14 protein-coding genes are annotated in these 19,114 nt (G+C 63.0%); 11 read left to right on the plus strand and 3 right to left on the minus strand.

Annotated features, from left to right (window positions below; translation table 11 throughout):
• Both RMO89_RS04485 and RMO89_RS04490 read right to left on the minus strand, forming a co-directional pair.
• On the minus strand, nt 1-4,847 hold a 4,847-nt coding region (locus RMO89_RS04485), incomplete at its 3' end, for a filamentous hemagglutinin N-terminal domain-containing protein (RefSeq protein ID WP_310531472.1).
• Nucleotides 4,848-4,918: 71 nt separating this feature from the next.
• Nucleotides 4,919-6,700 carry a ShlB/FhaC/HecB family hemolysin secretion/activation protein gene (locus RMO89_RS04490; protein ID WP_310531473.1) on the minus strand — a complete coding sequence of 594 codons (1,782 nt, stop codon included), beginning with the start codon at nt 6,698-6,700 and terminating at the stop codon, nt 4,919-4,921.
• A gap of 249 nt (nt 6,701-6,949) precedes the next feature.
• On the opposite strand from RMO89_RS04490, the gene purU reads away from it, so the two are divergent.
• Genes purU through RMO89_RS04515 form a run of 5 tightly spaced genes read left to right on the plus strand, consistent with a single transcriptional unit; the run spans nt 6,950 to nt 12,942 of the window.
• Nucleotides 6,950-7,804 (plus strand): formyltetrahydrofolate deformylase, encoded by an 855-nt coding sequence (gene purU / locus RMO89_RS04495; RefSeq protein ID WP_310531475.1) that lies wholly within the window; start codon nt 6,950-6,952, stop codon nt 7,802-7,804.
• 37 nt (nt 7,805-7,841) lie between these two features.
• Nucleotides 7,842-8,261: an NAD(P)H-dependent oxidoreductase subunit E gene (locus RMO89_RS04500; protein WP_310531476.1), complete on the plus strand. Its 420-nt coding sequence runs from the start codon at nt 7,842-7,844 to the stop codon at nt 8,259-8,261.
• Nucleotides 8,258-9,901 carry an NADH-ubiquinone oxidoreductase-F iron-sulfur binding region domain-containing protein gene (locus tag RMO89_RS04505; RefSeq protein WP_310531478.1) on the plus strand — a complete coding sequence of 548 codons (1,644 nt, stop codon included), beginning with the start codon at nt 8,258-8,260 and terminating at the stop codon, nt 9,899-9,901. The genes RMO89_RS04500 and RMO89_RS04505 overlap by 4 nt, the downstream gene beginning before the upstream one ends.
• The gene (fdhF, locus tag RMO89_RS04510) at nt 9,891-12,734 is read left to right on the plus strand and encodes a formate dehydrogenase subunit alpha (protein WP_310531479.1); all 2,844 of its coding nucleotides are present in this window, start codon (nt 9,891-9,893) and stop codon (nt 12,732-12,734) included. The genes RMO89_RS04505 and fdhF overlap by 11 nt, the downstream gene beginning before the upstream one ends.
• Nucleotides 12,735-12,738: 4 nt before the next feature.
• A complete protein-coding gene (locus RMO89_RS04515; protein ID WP_310531480.1) occupies nt 12,739-12,942 on the plus strand; it encodes a formate dehydrogenase subunit delta in 204 nt (67 codons plus the stop codon).
• Nucleotides 12,943-12,951: 9 nt separating this feature from the next.
• Here RMO89_RS04515 and RMO89_RS04520 read toward each other — a convergent pair whose 3' ends face one another.
• Nucleotides 12,952-13,641, minus strand: coding sequence for a hypothetical protein (locus RMO89_RS04520; RefSeq protein ID WP_310531481.1), 690 nt, complete (start codon nt 13,639-13,641; stop codon nt 12,952-12,954).
• Between the two features lie 198 nt (nt 13,642-13,839).
• On the opposite strand from RMO89_RS04520, the gene RMO89_RS04525 reads away from it, so the two are divergent.
• From RMO89_RS04525 to RMO89_RS04550, 6 genes are all read left to right on the plus strand, one after another.
• Nucleotides 13,840-14,205 (plus strand): hypothetical protein, encoded by a 366-nt coding sequence (locus RMO89_RS04525; RefSeq protein WP_310531482.1) that lies wholly within the window; start codon nt 13,840-13,842, stop codon nt 14,203-14,205.
• Nucleotides 14,206-14,388: 183 nt separating this feature from the next.
• Nucleotides 14,389-15,747 carry a phospholipase effector Tle1 domain-containing protein gene (locus RMO89_RS04530; protein ID WP_409035512.1) on the plus strand — a complete coding sequence of 453 codons (1,359 nt, stop codon included), beginning with the start codon at nt 14,389-14,391 and terminating at the stop codon, nt 15,745-15,747.
• Nucleotides 15,748-15,839: 92 nt separating this feature from the next.
• On the plus strand, nt 15,840-16,799 hold the full coding sequence (locus RMO89_RS04535) for a DUF2931 family protein (RefSeq protein ID WP_310531484.1): 960 nt from the start codon (nt 15,840-15,842) through the stop codon (nt 16,797-16,799).
• 264 nt (nt 16,800-17,063) lie between these two features.
• Nucleotides 17,064-17,435 (plus strand): 30S ribosomal protein S12, encoded by a 372-nt coding sequence (gene rpsL, locus RMO89_RS04540; RefSeq protein ID WP_309751014.1) that lies wholly within the window; start codon nt 17,064-17,066, stop codon nt 17,433-17,435.
• 140 nt (nt 17,436-17,575) lie between these two features.
• Entirely contained in the window at nt 17,576-18,046 is a 471-nt protein-coding gene (gene rpsG / locus RMO89_RS04545; RefSeq protein ID WP_310531486.1) for a 30S ribosomal protein S7, read from the plus strand.
• A gap of 166 nt (nt 18,047-18,212) precedes the next feature.
• The coding region (locus RMO89_RS04550; RefSeq protein WP_310531487.1) for a GTP-binding protein at nt 18,213-19,114 on the plus strand (902 nt) is incomplete at its 3' end.

Here is a 19,114-nt window from a genome sequence, read left to right on the forward strand (position 1 = left end):
CTGGCATTGCCGGTCTGCGCGGTGACCGTGGTGTTGAGGCCGCGCAGATCGATCAGGGTCGCATTCTGCTTGGCATCGACGATAACGTCGGACTGCTTGCCGAAGGTCGAACCGCTGATCGTGCCGCCCGCAAGCAGCGAGTTGGCCAGGGTAACGCTGCCAGTGAGCGCCTTGATGGTCAGCGGATCGCTGCCGGTGCCGTCATTGTCGGACTGGATGGTGAGCAGGCCAGCGCCTTGCGTGACGTTGCCGGTGGTCGCGGTGATGGTCACTGCGCCGCCAGCCGTCTGCGTGCGGGCTGTGCCATCGCCCAGCACCACGCCGGTGCCGCCGGTGACACCGTAAGTCGTCTTGGCCGAGATCGTGCCCGAGACAGTCGCCAGCTTGTTGGCATCGACGGTGATCGATGAACCGGTGGAAGTAGAATCGACAACGTTCGCGTTCGCGCCAGTCGACTTGACCAGCGTTGCGCCGCCGGACTTGCCGGTGGTGAGCGTAGCATCGCCGGTCGTGCCGAGGACCGAGATCGTCGTGCCGGCCGTGCCTTTGGTCAGCGAACCGCTGACGCCGGAGACGAGGATCGAAGTGCCCGCCGTGCCGGTGCCAAGGCTCGCCGCGCCACCCGGTGCTGTGACCGAGATTGCCTGAGCGGCATCGGCGGTGGTGACGCTGGCATTGCCGGTCTGCGCGGTGACCGTGGTGTTGAGGCCGCGCAGATCGATCAGGGTCGCATTCTGCTTGGCATCGACGATGACGTCGGACTGCTTGCCAAAGGTCGAGCCGCTGATCGTACCGCCAGCAAGCAGCGAGTTGGCCAGCGTGACGCTGCCCGTCAGCGCCTTGATGGTCAGCGGATCGCTGCCGGTGCCGTCATTGTCGGACTGGACAGTGAGCAGGCCAGCGCCTTGCGTGACGTTGCCGGTGGTCGCGGTGATGGTCACTGCGCCGCCAGCCGTCTGCGTGCGGGCCGTGCCATCGCCCAGCACCACGCCGGTGCCGCCCTTGGCGACATAGGTTGTCTTGGCGGAAACGTTACCGCCCACCGTAGCAAGGGTGCCTGCGTCAATCGTGACCGACGAATTGGTCGATGTGGCCGAGGTAAGCAGCGTGGCGCTGCCTGCGACCGAATAGACCAAGATATCGCCAATTGCGCGGCCGGTTCCCAGAGACGAGGAGGATGCGCCGGCTCCAGACAGCACGTGGATATAGCCGCCGGCACTGCCAGCATTCGGGCCATCGCCAAGCCCGAGCGAAGCCTGTCCGCCGTTGACTTCGATGTTATTGGCTGCCGAGGCCCAGTTGGCCGATGCCGTGCCGGTGTTCGAGAACACGGAAACATCGTAGCCATGCAGATCGTTCAGTACAGCGCCGTTAAACGCGCTGACCGAAACATCGGATTGGTGGCCGAATGTGAACGGACCGGTGATGGTACCGCCGACCAGCGCTGAATTTGCGAGGGTAACCTTGCCTGCAGTCGAGGTGACGTTGAGTGGCCGGGTTCCAGCTCCATTACGATCCGATTGCAGCGTCAGCAGGCCAGCACCTTGCGTGACGTTGCCGGTCGTGGCGGTGATCGAGACGTTGCCTGCGGCCGACTGGGTGCGCGCCGAGGCATCGCCCAGCGTTACGCTGGTGCCGGTCACGTAATACTTGCCCGTGGCTGAAACATCGCCGCCGATGTTGACCGTGCCGGCTCCGCCGTTCTGGTTGACCAGGATGTCGCCAGTGATGCCGGTCGTGGTCAGGCCGGCAGTCGTGATCGGTCCGTTAGCGTCAAGCTTGATGAACTTGTCCGCCTTTAGGTTGCCAGTGGCGTTAATCGCCGTGCCGCCGCTGACTTCGATCGATTCGAGCTGCTTGGTTGCGCCGACATTGCCGGCGAACGAAGCGCTGCCGACGATCTGCAGCAGCTGGTCGCCCGCGACCGCCGCGTCGACGGTTAAGCCGAAGTCCACCGAGGTGCCCTTGAGTACGGTATCGGCAGTCAGCGTGGCCGCGCCCTGATAGGTCTGCGTACCGGTGGTGGTAACCGAAGGCGTGGCAAGGCTGCCCGCGGCCTGGAAATCGGTCGTGCCGGTGATCTTGACGCTGGACAGCGCGGTGGAGCCGCCAATAATGCCCTTGAGCACGGCATCGCCCTGAACCTCTAGCGCCTTCGCACCGTTGATCGTCGATCCCATGTTGACGGTCGTGCCCTTGAGCACGGTATTGCCGGTCAGCGTGGCCGCGCCCTGATAGTCCTGCGCGCCGGTGGTGGTGACCGAGGGAGTCGCCGTGGTGCCGGCAGCCTGGAAGTCGGTCTTGCCGGTGACAGTGACAGTGGTCAGTGCGGTAGTGCCGCCGACAATGCCCTTGAGCACGGCGTTGCCCTGAACCTCAAGCAGCTTTGCTCCGTTGACAGTGCCACCCATGGTCACGGTAGAGCCCTTGAGCACAGTATTGCCCGTCAGCGTTGCCGCGCCCTGATATTCCTGGGTGCCCGTAGTGGTCACCGAAGGTGTTGCCGTGGCCCCCGCATATTGGAAGTCGGTCTTGCCGGTAACGAGGACGCTGGTCAGTGCAGTCGCGCCGCCTACCCTGTCCTTGAGCACGGCATCACCCTGAATCTCAAGCGCCTTGGCGCCATTGACCGTGCTGTTGAAAGTGACGGTTGATCCCTTGAGAACCGTATTGCCGGTGAGTGTGGCCGCGCCCTGATAATCCTGCGCGCCGGTTGTGGTGACAGATGGCGTGCCCGTGGTGCCGGCGGCCTGGAAATCAGTCTTGCCCGTGACATTCACGGTGGTCAACGCGGTGGTGTTGCCGATCGCGTTCTTGAACACGGCATCGCCCTGAACCTCGAGCAGCTTCGCGCCGTTGACGGTTCCGCCCATGGTGACGGTCGTGCCCTTGAGCACGGTGTTGCCGGTGAGCGTCGCGGCGCCCTGATACTCTTGTGCGCCCGTTGTCGTGACCGAAGGCGAGCCGGTTGCGCCGGCATACTGGAAGTCGGTCTTGCCGGTGACCAGCACGGTGGTCAGCGCCGTATCGTTGCCAAGCGCCTTCGTGAAGACCGCGTCGCCTTGCACTTCGAAAGCTTTCGCGCCGTTGACATTGCTGCCCATTGTGACGGTCGAGCCCTTGAGCACGGTGTTATCGGAAAGGGTTGCGTTGCCCTGATACGCCTGCGTGCCTGTCGTGGTTACCGAAGGCGTGGCGCTGGAGCCAGCGGCCTGGAAGTCGGTTTTGCCGGTGACGAGGACGCTGGCCAGCGCAGTATTGTTGCCGAGCAGGTCCTTGAAAATGGCATCGGTCTGGATTTCCAGCGCCTTGCCGCCATCGACGGTGCTGCCGAAGGTCACCAGCGAACCTGAAAGCACGGTGTCCGCCGAAAGCGTTGCCGCGCCTTGATATTCCTGCGTGCCGGTGGTGGTCACCGACGGTGTGGCCGTGGCACCGGCATATTGGAAGTCGGTCTTGCCGGTGACGAGGACACTGGCCAAAGCCGTGGCATTGCCCAGAGAGTCCTTGAGCACGGCGTCGCCCTGGATTTCCAGAGCCTTGCCGCCGTTGACCGTTCCACCGAACGTTACAACCGAACCCTTGAGTACGGTATTTTCCGAAAGTGTGGAGGCCCCGGTGTAATCCTGCGTGTTGACCGTCGTCACTGAAGGCGCGCCGGTTGTGCCGGCGGCAAGGAAATCGGTTTTGCCGGAAACTGAAATCGTGTCGAGTGCTGCCGTGCCGCCGATGATGGCACCCAGCTTGGCATCGCCGGTGATGGTCAGGCTGCGCGCCGTCGCATCGCTATCGAGCTTCGATGCGATCTCGATCGTTGTGCCCTTCAACGTTGTATTGGCGACCAACTGGATCGCGTCGTTTTTGCCGCCAATCGTCTGCGAGACATCAGTCACAGTGCCAATGAAAATGCGGCCGCCAACGCTGGTGGCAGTCAGTGTGTTGCCGATTTCAAGCAGCAGATCCGATTCGGTACCCGCGGTGCGGCGGCCTGCGCCGGTCAGCACGATCGAACCTGCCTCTATCGAGCCATCGGCGCGCAGCTTGGCCGAGCCCACGGTTGTCCCGGCCTTGATCGTATAGCCGATCGGCGATCCCGGATTGATGGCAAGGTCGATGTCCTGCGCGGCGATCAGCGCAACTTCGCCGCTGGCCTTGACCGTGCCGCTGGCGGTGATGTTCTGGGCAGTTCCGACGAAATCGCCGGAGGTGGTGATGCTGCTTCCATTCGCCAGTGTGATTGTGGACAGGCCGGCCTTGCTGCTTTCCGCGCCCAGCTTGTCCAACATGAAATAGGGCGCGCCCGTCAGCGTGTAACCCTGATTGTTATCCGTAAAATCCGGGTCAGTGATGGCGGCAGTGGTCAGCACCAGGCTGCCACCGGAGAAGACGCCGGTCGAACCAAAGGTGATGCCGTTCGGGTTGGAGATCCATACCACGACATTGGAATCGGACTTCAGTGTACCATTGATCACCGAAGTCTCGATCGCTTTGCCGACCGAGCCTACCACGCGGTTCAGTACGGATACAACGGTGCCGGCGGGAAGCCCCGTGGTGTCTGAGAACTGGATGGTTCGCATCGAATCGACGATGTTGAAATGGGTCCAGTCGATGACCGATTGCTTGACCGTGAGATCGACCTGAACACCGTCCACGACCCCGGGAACAACCGGTGCGCCGCCGACAATATCGGTGATGACGGGTGCGCCCACGGTGGAAACAACATCGCCAGCGGACGTTTCGGTCTGCGCGAATGCAGGTTGCGCCGCCAGCGGCAAGACGATGGTCGAAGCGACGACGATCGCCGAGTGGCGGAGAAGGCGATTGCGGGTGGTGGTCAGGGCATTCATGGCGGCTGCGCCTTTCAGAAAACTGTGATGCGGACGGGCGGTCGAAAGCTTCGCTTCCGGACCCCCGGTCATCAGCGCGATCCCCAGGGGATCAGCTTGGTGGTGAACGAGACCAGCAGGCGGCCCGTCGGCTTGACGAGGTCATTGGCCAGCGCCTTGTCGAGCGGCTTGGCGTACATCACGTCGAGCGAGGCGCGCGCGCTGTTGTCGGCATCGCGCAGGATCATGCGCATGCCGCCACCCGCCGAGCGCAGGGTGCGCTTCGCTTCGGTGCCGGCGCTGCTATCAAGGTTCCACAGGCCGACAATGTCGTAGAAGCCGGCAACCGAAACGTCGATCGGGCCCATCCTGCCGAAGTTGATGCGCGGTTCGATGCGCGCGGCCAGAGCGCGGTCACCGCCATTGGCGCCCGGATCGTATCCGCGGCCGATGGTATAGTTGCCGAGCGAGAATTCCTCGAGGTTGAGCAGCGGCTTGTTGGTCCACTGGCCCAGCACCTTGGCGTCGATGGCGAAAAACCTGCCCAGCGTCAGGGTTGAATTGATTTCGCCGCGTACGACGGTCGCCTTGGGATCGCCTTCGAACCGTGAGGGCGCGAAGTTGTTCTCGATCGTGCCAACCTTGGTCGCGCCGAGCACGCCGAGGCCCTGGCGCAGTTCAAGCGATCCATCGAGCGCGAAGACCTGATTGCCGTTAACGTCGAGCTTGCGCATGACGCCGTCGAGACGCGTATAGAGCACACGCAGCTGATCGTGCGTGAAGGGAGCCTTGGTGCCGCCCGCCAGCACCCGCGTCGCCTGGTTCATCACTTCGAAACCGAGCGAGGCGCGCGCCGTGGTGCCGATGGTCTTGACTAGCGGGGCCGACAGTTCGAGCCCGGCGATCAGCGAGCGCGACTGCAGGTCGAGGTTGAGAATGTCCGGCTCGGATTGCGCGAGGCTGAGCTTTGCGGCCATGCGCAGGCCGTTGTCGTTCAGTGCGAAATCGTGGCCGATCTGGCCGATGTGGATTTCAGCCCACTGCAGCGAGTTCGACAGGCTGACATAAGTGCGATCTGACATGCCGGTCAGGCCGTAGATTTCGGTGCGCACCGTCGCCACTTCACGGCCCAGCTGCTTCGAACCGAAGTTCTGGATATTGGCGAGGACGAGTACGCTTTGCGCATTGGCATCGACATCGGCGATCAGGTCACCCGGGGTGCCGCCGGCGTTGCGCAGCGAAAGCTTCACCCGCATGCCCGGAATGTCGTTGGCGTTGAGCAGGATGCGCACCGCCTCGTTCTTGTTGAACGGGTCCATCGCACGAATCTGTTCGAGCCGGCTATCAAGCGCCGGGCCGAACTTGCCGACATCGCCGCGCACGCGCACTTCGACGACGCGGCCGGTCACGATCACCAGCCTCAGCGTGCCGCCGGTGATTTCCTGGGGCGGCACCTGAACGCGGGCGATGTAGCCGGTGTTCGCCAGTTCGGCGTTCACGCGGTCGCGGATGCGGCAGACGACGTCGATCGACTGGTCGCCGGTCTCGCTGGCCTGAATGCCGTTGACGGCGGTGCGGATCACCGGGGCGAGAGTTGCGCCGCCAATGCCTTCGAACTGGATTTCGGAAAGGTTGACCCGGTCCGGATAGCGGCTGAGCGAACAGTCATCCTGCGCAAAAGCGTTAGACGCCTCAACCGAGACTTCCGCCTTTGGCTGCGTGCTGTCTGGGATCTTGGTCTCGACCTGATCGCGCGATGGCGTGACACTTCCGGGTAGGGCCTGCGCATTGGCCGTGGAGGACAAGACGATGCCAAGGGACAAGGCCGTTACGAAGCCGGAAGTTTTTCCCAGCGAGACGGTGTCACGAATCATTAAGCCCCCACAGTATGAATATTACGCCGAACTGACGTATTGTTGCCCACCATTCATTATGCTTCGACCCGATTCGTATCTTTTGTTTCGCGAACAATACTCACTCTCACGAATCGGGCAAGGAAAGCCTTTGCGAAACTTAAATCAACTTGCGCGCTCAAACACCTATCGACGCTGCGATTTCCATGCATTAACCGCAAGCGTGAACTGCAATCGTTGATTGCGCGACGATTGGTCTGGGAGGATCCGGTGAACACTAACTGCGTGCTGAGCCTGTCTTGCGCTGACAAGCCTGGCCTTGTTGCCCAAGTGGCCGGATTTCTTGCAGCCAATGGCGGCAACATTACCGATGCCGAACAATATAATGACCCCGCGACGGCGCGCTTTTTCATGCGGGTGGAATTCGATCCCGGCAGCACCTCGCCCGACGCCCTGCGCGCCGCCTTCGCGCCCATCGCGGTGGAGAACGCGATGGAGTGGAAACTGCGCGCGCCCGGCCACCGGCCGAAGGTGCTACTGATGGTCAGCAAGTTCGACCACTGCCTTGTCGACCTGCTCTACCGCAAGCGCATCGGCGAGATCGCGATGGACGTCGTCGCCGTCGTCTCGAACCACGAGCGCGGTGAAGGCAGCGCCGGGATGCTGGAGGGTGCGCCCTATTACCACTGCCCGGTCACGCCCGGCACCAAGCCGCAGCAGGAAACGCAGGTGCGTGCGATCATCGAGGACACCGGCGCCGAACTGATCGTGCTCGCCCGCTACATGCAGATCCTGTCGGACGAGATGGCCGCTTACCTGTCCGGCCGCTGCATCAACATCCACCACTCCTTCCTGCCCGGTTTCAAGGGCGCCAAGCCCTATCACCAGGCCCACGCGCGCGGCGTGAAGATGATCGGCGCGACCAGTCATTACGTCACCACCGATCTCGATGAAGGGCCCATCATCGCGCAGGACGTTGAGGCCATCGGCCACCGGGAATCACCGGAAGAACTCGTCGCCAAGGGCCGCGATGTCGAACGCCGCGTGCTCGCCAAGGCAGTGAAGGCACACCTTGAGGACCGCGTGTTCCTCAATGGTGCACGCACGGTTGTCTTCGCGCGCTGACTGGCGGCGGTCGTAGCTCCGGTGTAGCATCACTTCGATGACCGCCGAACTGTCTGAAATCCTTGCGCGCCTAGCGCCCCGCGAAGGGGCGTTGCTGCCCATCTTGCATGACGTTCAGGCAAGGTTCGGCTGCGTTGATGCGGCGGCAGAGGCGGAGATTGCCAAGGCGCTCAACCTCAGCCGCGCCGAAGTGCACGGCGTTGTCAGTTTCTACCACGATTTCACCGCAACGCCCGATCCGCGCCCCTGCGTTGAACTGTGCCGGGCCGAGGCCTGTCAGGCGCGCGGTGTGGAATCGCTGGTCGCGGCGGCTGAGCATGCTGCCGGAAGCCGGGTCAGGCTGAAGACGGTCTATTGCCTCGGCCTGTGCAGCGTGGGGCCATCCGCTCGGATTGGTAGTGAAGTTCATGCGCGGCTGGATGAAGCGGCGCTTGTGGCGCTGGTGAGGTCGGTATGAATACCGTCCGCATCTCTGATGACGCGCTGGCGCTGGCCTGCGGGGCGGATGCGGTTGCCGCCGAGTTCGAGCGGCTGGGTTGGGCCGTGGAGCGGGTATCGTCCTGGGGAATGCACTGGCTTGAACCGCTGGTGGAGATCGATGGCGTGGGCTGGGGCCCGGTTGGCGTTCGCGATGTGGCGAAAATCCTCCCCGGCACGGGGAGGGGGACCAGCGCAGCTGGTGGAGGGGGCTCACCTTCCACGCGGCACCCGGACGATAGCCCCCTCCACCATCCTGCGGATGGTCCCCCTCCCCGTGCCGGGGAGGATTTGTGCATCGGCCCCATTGCCGCGCACCCCTTCATCGTCCGCCAGCAGCGACTGACGTTCGCCCGTGCTGGCCGCACCCGTCCGCTCAGCCTTGAAGACTACGCCGCGACTGGCGGCTGGGCCGGGCTCGACCGCGCGCGCGCCATGGCCGCCGCTGACGTCATCGCTGAAGTCCTCGCCTCGGGCCTGCGCGGGCGCGGCGGCGCGGGCTTTCCGGCGGGCATCAAGTGGCGCACAGTGGCCGAGGCGGCGGGCGCGCGGAAATTTGTCGTGTGCAACGCCGACGAGGGCGACAGCGGCACCTTCGCCGACCGGATGCTGATGGAGGGCGATCCCTTCCAGCTGATCGAGGGCATGGCCATCGCCGCCCATGCCGTGGGCGCGGGGCAGGGCTACATCTACGTCCGCAGCGAATATCCGCACGCCATCGCCAAGCTGAACGCGGCCATCGCGCTCGCCGAACCTCACATCGCGCCGTTCGCGCTGGAAGTGCGCGTCGGGGCGGGGGCCTATGTCTGCGGCGAGGAAACGTCCTTGCTCAATTCGATCGAGGGCAAGCGCGGCGAGGTCCGTGCCAAGCCGCCGCTGCCCGCACTGGAGGGCCTGTTCGGCCGTCCGACGCTGGTCAATAACGTGCTGACGCTGGCCGCTGTGCCGCATATCCTGACCGAAGGCGGGGCATCGCTTTATGCGCAGCTGGGCCTCGGCCGGTCGCGCGGCACCAAGCCGATCCAGCTGTCCGGCAATATCCGGCATGGCGGGATCTACGAGACCGCCTTTGGCATCACTCTTCACGAGCTGGTCCACGATATCGGCGGCGGCACGGCATCAGGCCGGCCGGTCAAGGCGGTGCAGGTCGGCGGGCCGCTCGGCGCCTATATCCCGCCCAGCCAGTTCCACCTGCCGTTCGATTACGAAGCTTATGCCGCCAATGACGCCCTCATCGGCCACGGCGGCGTGGTGGTGTTTGACGACAGCGCCGACATGGGCGCGCTGGCCCGTTTTGCCTTTGCCTTCTGCGCGGCGGAAAGCTGCGGCAAATGCACGCCCTGCCGCATCGGATCGACGCGCGGGGTGGAGCTGGTCGACCGGATACGCGCGGGCGGCACGCGGGCGGCGGACCCGGTGGAAGGGCTCCCCCAGATGCACAACGCCGCCAAGACCGGGCGCAGCCGCGACGAGGCGCTGCAATTGCTCGATGACCTGTGCGATACCATGCAGCACGCCTCGCTTTGCGCGCTGGGCGGGTTCACGCCCTATCCGGTGCGATCGGCGCTGAAGCATTGGCCAGAGGATTTCGGGACGGGGGATTTCACCGATGGGCTATGAACCGCAAGCCGATTTCGGGACCCCGGCAGTGTGCTCCGACACGCAGGTCACGCTGACCATCGATGGCCGCGAAGTCTCCGTGCCCGCTGGCACCAGCGTCCTGCGCGCAGCAGCGGAGAGCGGCGGCGCGATCCCCAGCCTCTGCGCGACCGACAGCGTGAAAGCCTTCGGTTCGTGCCGGCTTTGTCTGGTCGAGATTGATGGGCGGCGCGGCACCCCGGCAAGCTGCACCACGCCGGCGGAAGCGGGCATGGTGGTCCACACGCAAACGCCGCGGCTGGCAAAGCTGCGCAAGGGCGTGATGGAGCTCTACATCTCTGACCATCCGCTCGATTGCCTGACCTGCAGCGCCAACAACGACTGCGAATTGCAGGACGCGGCGGCGGCAGTGGGCCTGCGCGACGTGCGTTATGGCTATGACGGCGCGAACCACCTTGGCGCGGCGACCGACAGTTCGAACCCCTATTTCGATTTCGATCCGGCCAAATGCATCGTCTGCTCGCGCTGCGTGCGCGCTTGCGATGAGGTGCAGGGGACCTTTGCCCTGACGGTCGACGGAAGCGGCTTTGCCAGCGCGATAAGCGCGGGGCAGGCGGGGGACAGCTTCCTGTCTTCTGAATGCGTGTCCTGCGGTGCCTGTGTTCAGGCCTGTCCGACCGCCAGCCTGCAGGAAAAGGCGGTCAAGGACATCGGCCTGCCCGAACGCGCGGTCGTCACCACCTGCGCCTATTGCGGCGTCGGTTGCACCTTCCGGGCCGAAATGAAGGGCGAGCAACTCGTCCGCATGGTGCCGTGGAAGGACGGCAAGGCCAATCGCGGCCACTCCTGCGTCAAGGGGCGGTTTGCCTGGGGCTATGCCAATCACCAGGACCGCGTGACCCGCCCGATGATCCGCGAATCCATCGAGCAGCCGTGGCGCGAGGTCAGCTGGGACGAGGCGCTGAACTATACCGCCGGCAAGCTGAACGCGATCAAGGCGCAGCACGGCGCCCGCGCGCTTGGCGCGATCAGTTCCAGCCGCTGCACCAACGAGGAAGTCTGGCTGGTCCAGAAACTGGTGCGCGCCGGGTTCGGCAGCAACAACATCGATACCTGCGCGCGGGTGTGCCATTCGCCCACCGGCTACGGCCTGTCGAAGACCTTCGGCACTAGTGCCGGCACGCAGGACTTTGACAGCGTAATGGACGCCGATGTCGTCCTGGTGATCGGTGCAAACCCGACTGACGGGCATCCGGTATTCGCGTCGCGCCTCAAGCGGCGGTTGCGGCAGGGGGCAAAACTCATCGTCATCGACCCGCGCCGGATCGATCTCGTCCACTCACCCCATGTCGAGGCGGCGCATCATCTGGCGCTCCAGCCCGGCACCAATGTCGCGGTGCTTACTGCGATGGCCCACGTGATCGTCAGCGAAGGGCTGGCCGACGAGGCCTTCATCCGCGAACGTTGCGAGCTCGATGAATATGCCGACTGGGCGGCTTTCGTATCACAGGATCGCCACAGCCCCGAGGCTCTCGAACCCGTCACCCGCGTCCCCGCCGCCGACTTGCGCGCCGCGGCAAGGTTGTTCGCCACCGGCGGCAACGGAGCGATCTATTACGGCCTTGGCGTCACCGAGCATTCGCAAGGCTCCTCCACCGTCATGGCCATTGCCAACCTCGCCATGGCGACCGGCAACATCGGCCGGCGCGGGGTGGGGGTGAACCCCTTGCGCGGGCAGAACAACGTGCAGGGTGCCTGCGACATGGGCTCGTTTCCGCACGAGTTGCCGGGATACCGCCACATCGCGCGCGACGACGTGCGGGAAAGTTTCGAGGCGGATTGGCACGTCGCGCTCGATCCCGAACCCGGCCTGCGCATCCCCAACATGCTCGATGCCGCGCTCGATGGCAGCTTCCGCGCGATTTACATCCAGGGCGAGGATATCCTCCAGTCCGATCCCAACACGCATCATGTGGCGGCGGGGCTGGCGGCGATGGATCTCGTCATCGTCCACGACCTGTTCCTCAACGAAACCGCGAACTACGCGCACGTCTTTTTGCCGGGCAGCACCTTCCTAGAGAAGACCGGCACCTTCACCAATGCCGAACGCCGCGTGCAGATGGTCCGCAAGGTGATGGAGCCGGCCAACGGTTTCGAGGACTGGCAGGTGACGCAGGAACTGGCCAAGGCAATGGGCCTCGGCTGGGACTATGCCAGCAGCGGCGAGATCATGGACGAGATTGCGCGGCTCACTCCCACCTTCGCCGGAATCAGCCACGCACGGTTGGATGCCGAAGGCTCGCTGCAATGGCCGGTGAACGAGGCTGCACCAGATGGCAGCCCGATCATGCACGTTGGCCGGTTCGTGAGGGGGAAAGGCAAGTTCATCGTTACCGACTACGTGCCGACTGACGAGAAGACCGGCCCGCGCTTTCCGCTGCTGCTCACCACCGGGCGCATCCTCAGCCAGTATAATGTCGGTGCGCAGACCCGGCGCACCGCCAACGCGATCTGGCACGATGAAGACCTGCTCGAAATCCATCCCGCCGACGCCGAGAATCGTGGCCTGAAAGACGGCGACTGGGCTCGCCTCACCAGCCGGACAGGCGAGACCACCCTGCGCGTCACCGTGACTGACCGTGTGGCCCCGGGCGTGGTCTATACCACCTTCCACCACCCCGCGACGCAGGCCAATGTCGTCACCACGGAATTCTCCGACTGGGCGACCAATTGCCCCGAATACAAGGTTACCGCCGTGCAGATCAGTCCGAGTAACGGCCCCAGCGAATGGCAGGAAAGCTATGCCGCCCTGTCCAGTAAAAGCCGCCGTATTGCGGCAGAGCCAGCGGAGTAGGCGCATGGACCCGCAGCGCCTTGCCTATATGGCCAACCAGATCGTCCGCAACTTCGCCGCGCTGGGCGACGACCATGCCGCCGAAGCCACGGCGGAGCACATCAAGGACTATTGGGACCCCCGCATGCGGCAAACGCTGCTGCGCCCTGAAACGAAAAGCGCGCTCGATCCCGTCGCCCGCCGCGCCGCCGATCTGCTGCGCGACTGACGGTCGCAGTCAGGCCTCCTCAGCCTCCTCTTCGGCATCCGGAGCGGCGAGCAGGACCCGCACGGCCGCTTCACGGGCCTGCATGGCATCCAGCTTGGCATTGATCGAGGCGATGATCTCCTCCTCGTCCTCGGCATCGCGCGCCAGCCATTCAGCGCGCAGGCGTTCATAAACGGGATGCCCGGGGCGCAGCGCGGCAAAGGCATCGGCCTGCCCCCAGCGCGCAGGACGGCGCTGGCGCAGCAGAAACATGGCGAGGCGGTTGTCGAAATGCCGCCAGGTGCCGAGCAGCTTGCCAGCCGAGACAATCGGCCGCTCCTCGCCTTCCAGCGCGCGGGCCAGCAGGCAATCCTCCAGCCGCGCCACCCCCCGGTCAATCGCCGCCTCCCATGCCGCAGCAAAGCCCTCGGCCCCCGGCAACTGGCGCAGCTTATACAGCGCCTCCATACTCGCCCCGATCTCGCGCGCGGCCTGAGTGACGATGCCGCTGGCGGCGAGCGCAGAGATGAAAGCCCGCTGCCGGTCGGGCGTGATCGCATTCTTACGGGGCTGTTTGTGCAGATAGGGCGCAAAGCCCAGCAGCGGATCATCCGCTGCGGGCGGGGCTGCGGTGAAAGCGGTGCGGCTGGTGCGGCGGGAAGGGCGGGGAGATTTGCTGGCGAGGGCGGGAGCGCCCGTCTTGTGATCGTGAAAGGTCATGGGAAGGTAAGCTCCATGCGAGAGTGTTTCGTCCCTGAGAAGGGGTATCGCATGGCGCGGGGTCTGTAGGAAAATGGTTAGTTGGCAGCGCGTGCAGGAATTTTTGCCGGCCGGGCCAACCCAAAGACTTTTCAGGCGGCTCAGGGTCATTTGACTGCGCTAACTCATGCATGCAAAATAACCGTCCGAGGTGTTCTAATGCTTGTCATTTCCGACCAGACCTACAGCGGCCTTCAGGATGCGGCGCTCGAATCCTGGATAAAGAAGGTGGTGCCCCAAGTTCAGGCAGCCCGCCCGGACTGGGCAGCAAAGGTCGGTGTAGACGGTGTGGTCAGGACCTGCCGGCTGATCGAGGCATTCAGCCGCGCTTTCACCATAGAAAAGATGGACAATTTCTGGTTGCTGCTGGACGCGCTGATCTTTGATCCGGGCGCGCTGGATTCGCTCAACCCCTATCAGGACTTTGTCTTGCGCAGAGAAAGTTTTTCCGAAGACTTGCGGGTCGGCCGTTTCGTGAGAGAAGTACTGGACGGCAAGCGAACGCGAATGGTGGACTTGGTCTGAGGATGGGGCCATGCTGACGCAAGGGGGAACGTGGTCATGAGTTTGGCGAGCCCGTGTGTCGCCTGTGGTGAACAGTCAGCGTGGTCTGGGCCGGTCGGGTCGTCCAGTCCGCCGCCTAGCGACACGCAACTCAGCGAAAAGCCCACACAGCGTGTTCGCATTGCCTTGTTTTTCGATGGCACGATGAACAACAAGGTTAACGTCAAGGCCCGGCAGGCTGGCGTGCTTCCTGACAACATCAAGAATGCCAAAAGCTCCGACAAGGCCAGCTATCTGAACGACGTGTCGAACGTCGCCCGGATGTTTGACGCCGCCCCATCAAGCGATCCCTATAAAGATTCAAACGGGGTGACCAAACCCTATGACAAGTTCACTCCCATCTACATTGAGGGCATCGGCACCGAATCCCTCAGTGAAAAGCCGACTGATCCGTCCAAGGCCTGGAAAGGCCCGACCGATTCCATGTATGGCGGGGCTACGGGGCAGGGCAGCACCGGGATTATCGCCAAGGTTCACAAGGGCGTGAACGACGCGCTCAATAAACTGAAGGCCAAGATTACCCCCGAATTCGATTACATTCACTTCGATGTGTTCGGGTTCAGTCGCGGAGCAGCAGGGGCCAGACACTGCATTCATGCGCTCCACAGTGGTTGGGCGGTGGGGGACTTGTACATTCCCGGCGTCAAACAGCGGCTGGAGATGGCCGATGCAAAGGTTGGCGATCTGAAGGTCCGCTTTGCCGGGCTCTATGACACCGTCGCGTCGCACGGCGTGGCCCATTGGAACGACACTTGGGAATTGGACCTCGATGCCGTCAGTCAGGCGGACCAGGTCGTCCAACTGGCCGCTGCCGAGGAGCATCGGGTCAACTTCCGCCTTACCAGCATTGGCAGCGGCAGTGGGAGCGGCACGGGCGCGGGCAACTGCGAAATCTACCTGCCTGGGGTTCATTCCGACATCGGTGGCGGTTATAATTCAACCAACCCCGGCCAGACCAATGAAAGCCTACTGTTCTGGACGGAGCGGGTTTATGGTATCCTCTCATCCGAGAGTGAAATGGCCCGGATGCAAGCCGAATACGACTGGGTCCTGAAGCAGGGCTGGAGCGGCACGCACGGCAATACGCTGCACAAGGGAACGATCGATCAGTGGCCTGGCAAGATACTCTACGTCATGGGTAGCAGGACGGGTCGGAGCAATGCGTACTGCCTGATCCCTCTCGGCATGATGATCGACTATTCAAAGGAAAAAGGTCTCAATTTTTCCAACAATCATCCGGTAAGTGACCCCTACCTCCAAGGTTGGCAGGCAAAGCTGAAGAATTACGCCAAATCGAAGCGGGCAAGTGGTGGATCGAAGCCGGAGGACTGGTTCCATCGGACGGACCAAGACCTGCCGACTCTGCGCGCCAAGTACCTGCATTTCTCGGCCTACTTCCAGGACCTCTCCGAGGAGGTGACCATGACATCTGCGGTGGCTGATTCCTTCGGTCCAATGGCGCCTGAATACAGCGGCTCGCAGCGAACGCGAAAAATCCAGTAATGCCTGTTGGTCCCTCATGGTCGCGCGGCGCGCTGTCGTTCATCGCAGTATTCCTGCTCGGTGCCTGCCAACCTCAATCGAAGAGTAATGCGATGCAGACGCAATCCAGCTGGCTCGCCACCGAAACGGCTCCCAAGGACTATCCGGCCTATGTCGTGAACGCCCTTTTCGTCCTTCAGGGCGGGGCGGTCGAAGGCATTCCCGACGATCGCTTTACCAACGGCGGCTGGGGCAGCACGGGCGCGTTGCAGATCATTGGCGAAAATGAAAAGGCATTCCCGACCGAACTGCGGGCCGATTGGTTCGATCTGGTTTCGCGCAAGGGATACAAGGGCGTGTTTCCCTTGCCGGTCGAACAGCTGGCCGCGATGATGCGGCAGAAATACGAACAGCCCGATGGTGAGAAGGCGGCAGTCGATTATCTGCGCGTGGGATTCGCGCCGGGCGGAGACGTGGCGGTTTGGGTGTCGGCGCGCCGGGTCAACCACCTTGTCGGCATGTATAAAGCAGCGCCCGCGCAGATCGCTGTGTCGGCCATGTCGCACGATCCAGCCGATACGCTCGATCAGTTCGTCGCCAAGATGCTCGCCGCCGCGCTGCCGGGCGAACGGTTGCAGGCGGTGATGGCCAAGCCCGTGCCGGAAGGCCGCTGGCTCCAGCTTGACCGGCGCTTCCCGTGGCAGCCCAATGTCATCGGCCAGTTCAATGGCGATGTCCTGTGGGTCGATTATGCCAATGGCGAGGCGGACTGGTTCGACCTTTCCGCAAAGCGTCCGGTCAAGGGATCCTCGGTGACGGGTGAGCGGGCCATTCCCGATGGTTTGGAGTTCTATTGGTCAGGTCCAACAGGCAGGCGCTTCCTGGCCAATGTCCAGTTCGATCAGGATGAGGCGGTGCGCGCGTTCGGACAAATGGCGGCGGCAAGCGGCGGGGCACCGATGCGGCTGGAAATCGAACCGCAGGATCAGGGCCGGCAGGTTGGGGTCTATCTCAGGGCAGGGGACAGCTTCTATCGCTTCACGAAGGCGAAGTCCGGGATCTGGGACAAGTAGTCGGCCGAGCATTTCCTTGACCCCACCTGCGAATCTCCCTAAGGGCCGGCGCTTCCGGGGTCTCCCTGGATTGAGCTGAACATTGCCGGGGCGTCGCGAAATCGCGGTAATCCGTCAAAGTAACCCGGTTTTTCGCCAGGGTGGAGCGTTTCGGTTCGTGATGTGACATGGGGTTCCGGTCAAGGCCGGGATGTTCGTCGCACTCGCGGATTTCGTGATCTTCACTTTGTCGGCAAGGCCACAAACCAAGGTGAAGAGTACTTCATGCCCACTATCAACCAGCTGGTCCGCAAGGGCCGCGTTCCGCAGAAGGCCAAGAGCAAGGTCCCTGCGATGGAGCAGAACCCGCAGAAGCGCGGCGTTTGCACCCGCGTTTACACGACCACTCCGAAGAAGCCGAACTCGGCGCTTCGCAAGGTCGCCAAGATCCGCCTGACCAATCAGCGCGAAGTGATCTCGTACATTCCGGGCGAAGGCCACAACCTGCAGGAACACAGCGTTGTGCTGATCCGCGGCGGGCGTGTGCGCGATCTTCCCGGTGTGCGGTACCACGTGCTGCGCGGCGTGCTGGATACCCAGGGCGTCAAGGATCGCAAGCGCAGCCGTTCGAAGTACGGCGCCAAGCGTCCGAAGTAAGTTTCACGCGGGCGGCGCAGGACCGCTCCCCCTCCCGGCTACCTTCGCAAAGGTAGGCTTTGGGTGGCCGGGAGGGGGAGTGGGCCGAAGCCGCAAGGCGATCATGGAGATGATCGCCGCACTCCGAAGGAGTTCGAAAAATGTCACGTCGTCGTCGTCCCGAGAAGCGGGAAATCCTGCCTGATCCCAAGTTCAAGGATCAGATCCTGTCCAAGTTCATGAACAACCTCATGATGGACGGCAAGAAGTCGGTTGCTGAAAGCATCGTTTACGGTGCGATGGAAACCATGGAAACGCGGGCCAAGTCTGACCCGATCCAGCTGTTCCATGATGCGCTGAATAATGTGAAGCCGCAGATCGAAGTGCGTTCGCGCCGCGTTGGCGGGGCGACCTATCAGGTCCCGGTCGAAGTGCGTCCCGAACGTGCCCAAGCCTTGGCGATCCGCTGGTTGATCACGGCGGCGCGCAATCGCAGCGAAACCACGATGAGCGCGCGGCTTTCGGCCGAACTGCTCGACGCTGCCAACAACCGCGGCAATGCGGTCAAGAAGCGCGAAGACACCCACCGTATGGCCGACGCCAACCGGGCGTTCAGCCATTACCGCTGGTAGGGATGTTGAACGGGTCTCGCCTTCGTCGCGCTTCCAAGCTGTTTGAGCGCGAAATGCTTCGCCCGCCATCGCAGTACGAAGTTGATACCTTTGGAATTCTGGCATTGCTTGCCGGAGAATCGACCCAAGGGATCAAACGAAAAATGATTTTGAAAGGTAAGTAGTCATGGCACGCAGCCATCCGCTGAGCATGTACCGCAACATCGGTATCATGGCGCACATCGACGCTGGCAAGACCACGACGACCGAGCGCATTCTCTATTACACCGGCAAGTCCTACAAGATCGGCGAAGTCCATGACGGCGCCGCGACGATGGACTGGATGGAGCAGGAACAGGAACGCGGCATCACGATTACGTCGGCTGCCACGACCTGCTTCTGGAACGACCACCGGATCAACATCATCGATACCCCGGGCCACGTCGATTTCACGATTGAAGTCGAACGTTCGCTGCGCGTGCTCGATGGCGCGGTGGCCTGCTTTGATGGCGTGGCCGGGGTTGAGCCCCAGTCCGAAACCGTCTGGCGCCAGGCTGACAAGTATGGCGTGCCGAGAATGTGCTTCATTAATAAATTGGACCGCACCGGCGCCAACTTCAAGTACTGCGTGCAGTCGATCATCGATCGTCTGGGCGCCAAGCCGGCGGTGCTGTACATTCCGATCGGTCTCGAAGCCGATCTCAAGGGGCTGGTCGATCTGGTTGAAAACCGCGCGATCATCTGGAAGGACGAAGCGCTGGGCGCCGAATTCTTCTATGAAGAAATCCCGGCTGACCTGGCTGATGAAGCCGCGATCTATCGCAGCGAACTGATCGAACTGGTGATCGACCAGGACGATGATGCGATGGAAGCCTATCTCGATGGCAAGGAACCCGACGTCGCAACGCTGAAAGCCTGCATCCGCAAGGGCACGCTCAACCAGTCGTTCGTGCCGGTGTGCTGCGGCTCGGCGTTCAAGAACAAGGGCGTTCAGCCGCTGCTCGACGCGGTGGTCGATTACCTGCCTTCGCCGCTCGACATTCCTGACGTCCAGGGCGTCAAGATGGACAGCGACGAAAAGGACAGCCG

It is taken from the genome of Novosphingobium sp. (genome assembly GCF_031424035.1).
Taxonomy (GTDB): domain Bacteria; phylum Pseudomonadota; class Alphaproteobacteria; order Sphingomonadales; family Sphingomonadaceae; genus Novosphingobium.

Bases quoted from the DNA above. Each gene is read 5' to 3' on its own strand.
- RMO89_RS04490 (WP_310531473.1), bottom strand. From the start codon at position 6,700: ATGATTCGTGACACCGTCTCGCTGGGAAAAACTTCCGGCTTCGTAACG.
- RMO89_RS04500 (WP_310531476.1), top strand. From the start codon at position 7,842: ATGACCGCCGAACTGTCTGAAATCCTTGCGCGCCTAGCGCCCCGCGAA.
- RMO89_RS04505 (WP_310531478.1), top strand. From the start codon at position 8,258: ATGAATACCGTCCGCATCTCTGATGACGCGCTGGCGCTGGCCTGCGGG.
- fdhF (WP_310531479.1), top strand. From the start codon at position 9,891: ATGGGCTATGAACCGCAAGCCGATTTCGGGACCCCGGCAGTGTGCTCC.
- RMO89_RS04515 (WP_310531480.1), top strand. From the start codon at position 12,739: ATGGACCCGCAGCGCCTTGCCTATATGGCCAACCAGATCGTCCGCAAC.
- RMO89_RS04520 (WP_310531481.1), bottom strand. From the start codon at position 13,641: ATGACCTTTCACGATCACAAGACGGGCGCTCCCGCCCTCGCCAGCAAA.
- RMO89_RS04525 (WP_310531482.1), top strand. From the start codon at position 13,840: ATGCTTGTCATTTCCGACCAGACCTACAGCGGCCTTCAGGATGCGGCG.
- RMO89_RS04530 (WP_409035512.1), top strand. From the start codon at position 14,389: ATGAACAACAAGGTTAACGTCAAGGCCCGGCAGGCTGGCGTGCTTCCT.
- RMO89_RS04535 (WP_310531484.1), top strand. From the start codon at position 15,840: ATGCAGACGCAATCCAGCTGGCTCGCCACCGAAACGGCTCCCAAGGAC.
- rpsL (WP_309751014.1), top strand. From the start codon at position 17,064: ATGCCCACTATCAACCAGCTGGTCCGCAAGGGCCGCGTTCCGCAGAAG.
- rpsG (WP_310531486.1), top strand. From the start codon at position 17,576: ATGTCACGTCGTCGTCGTCCCGAGAAGCGGGAAATCCTGCCTGATCCC.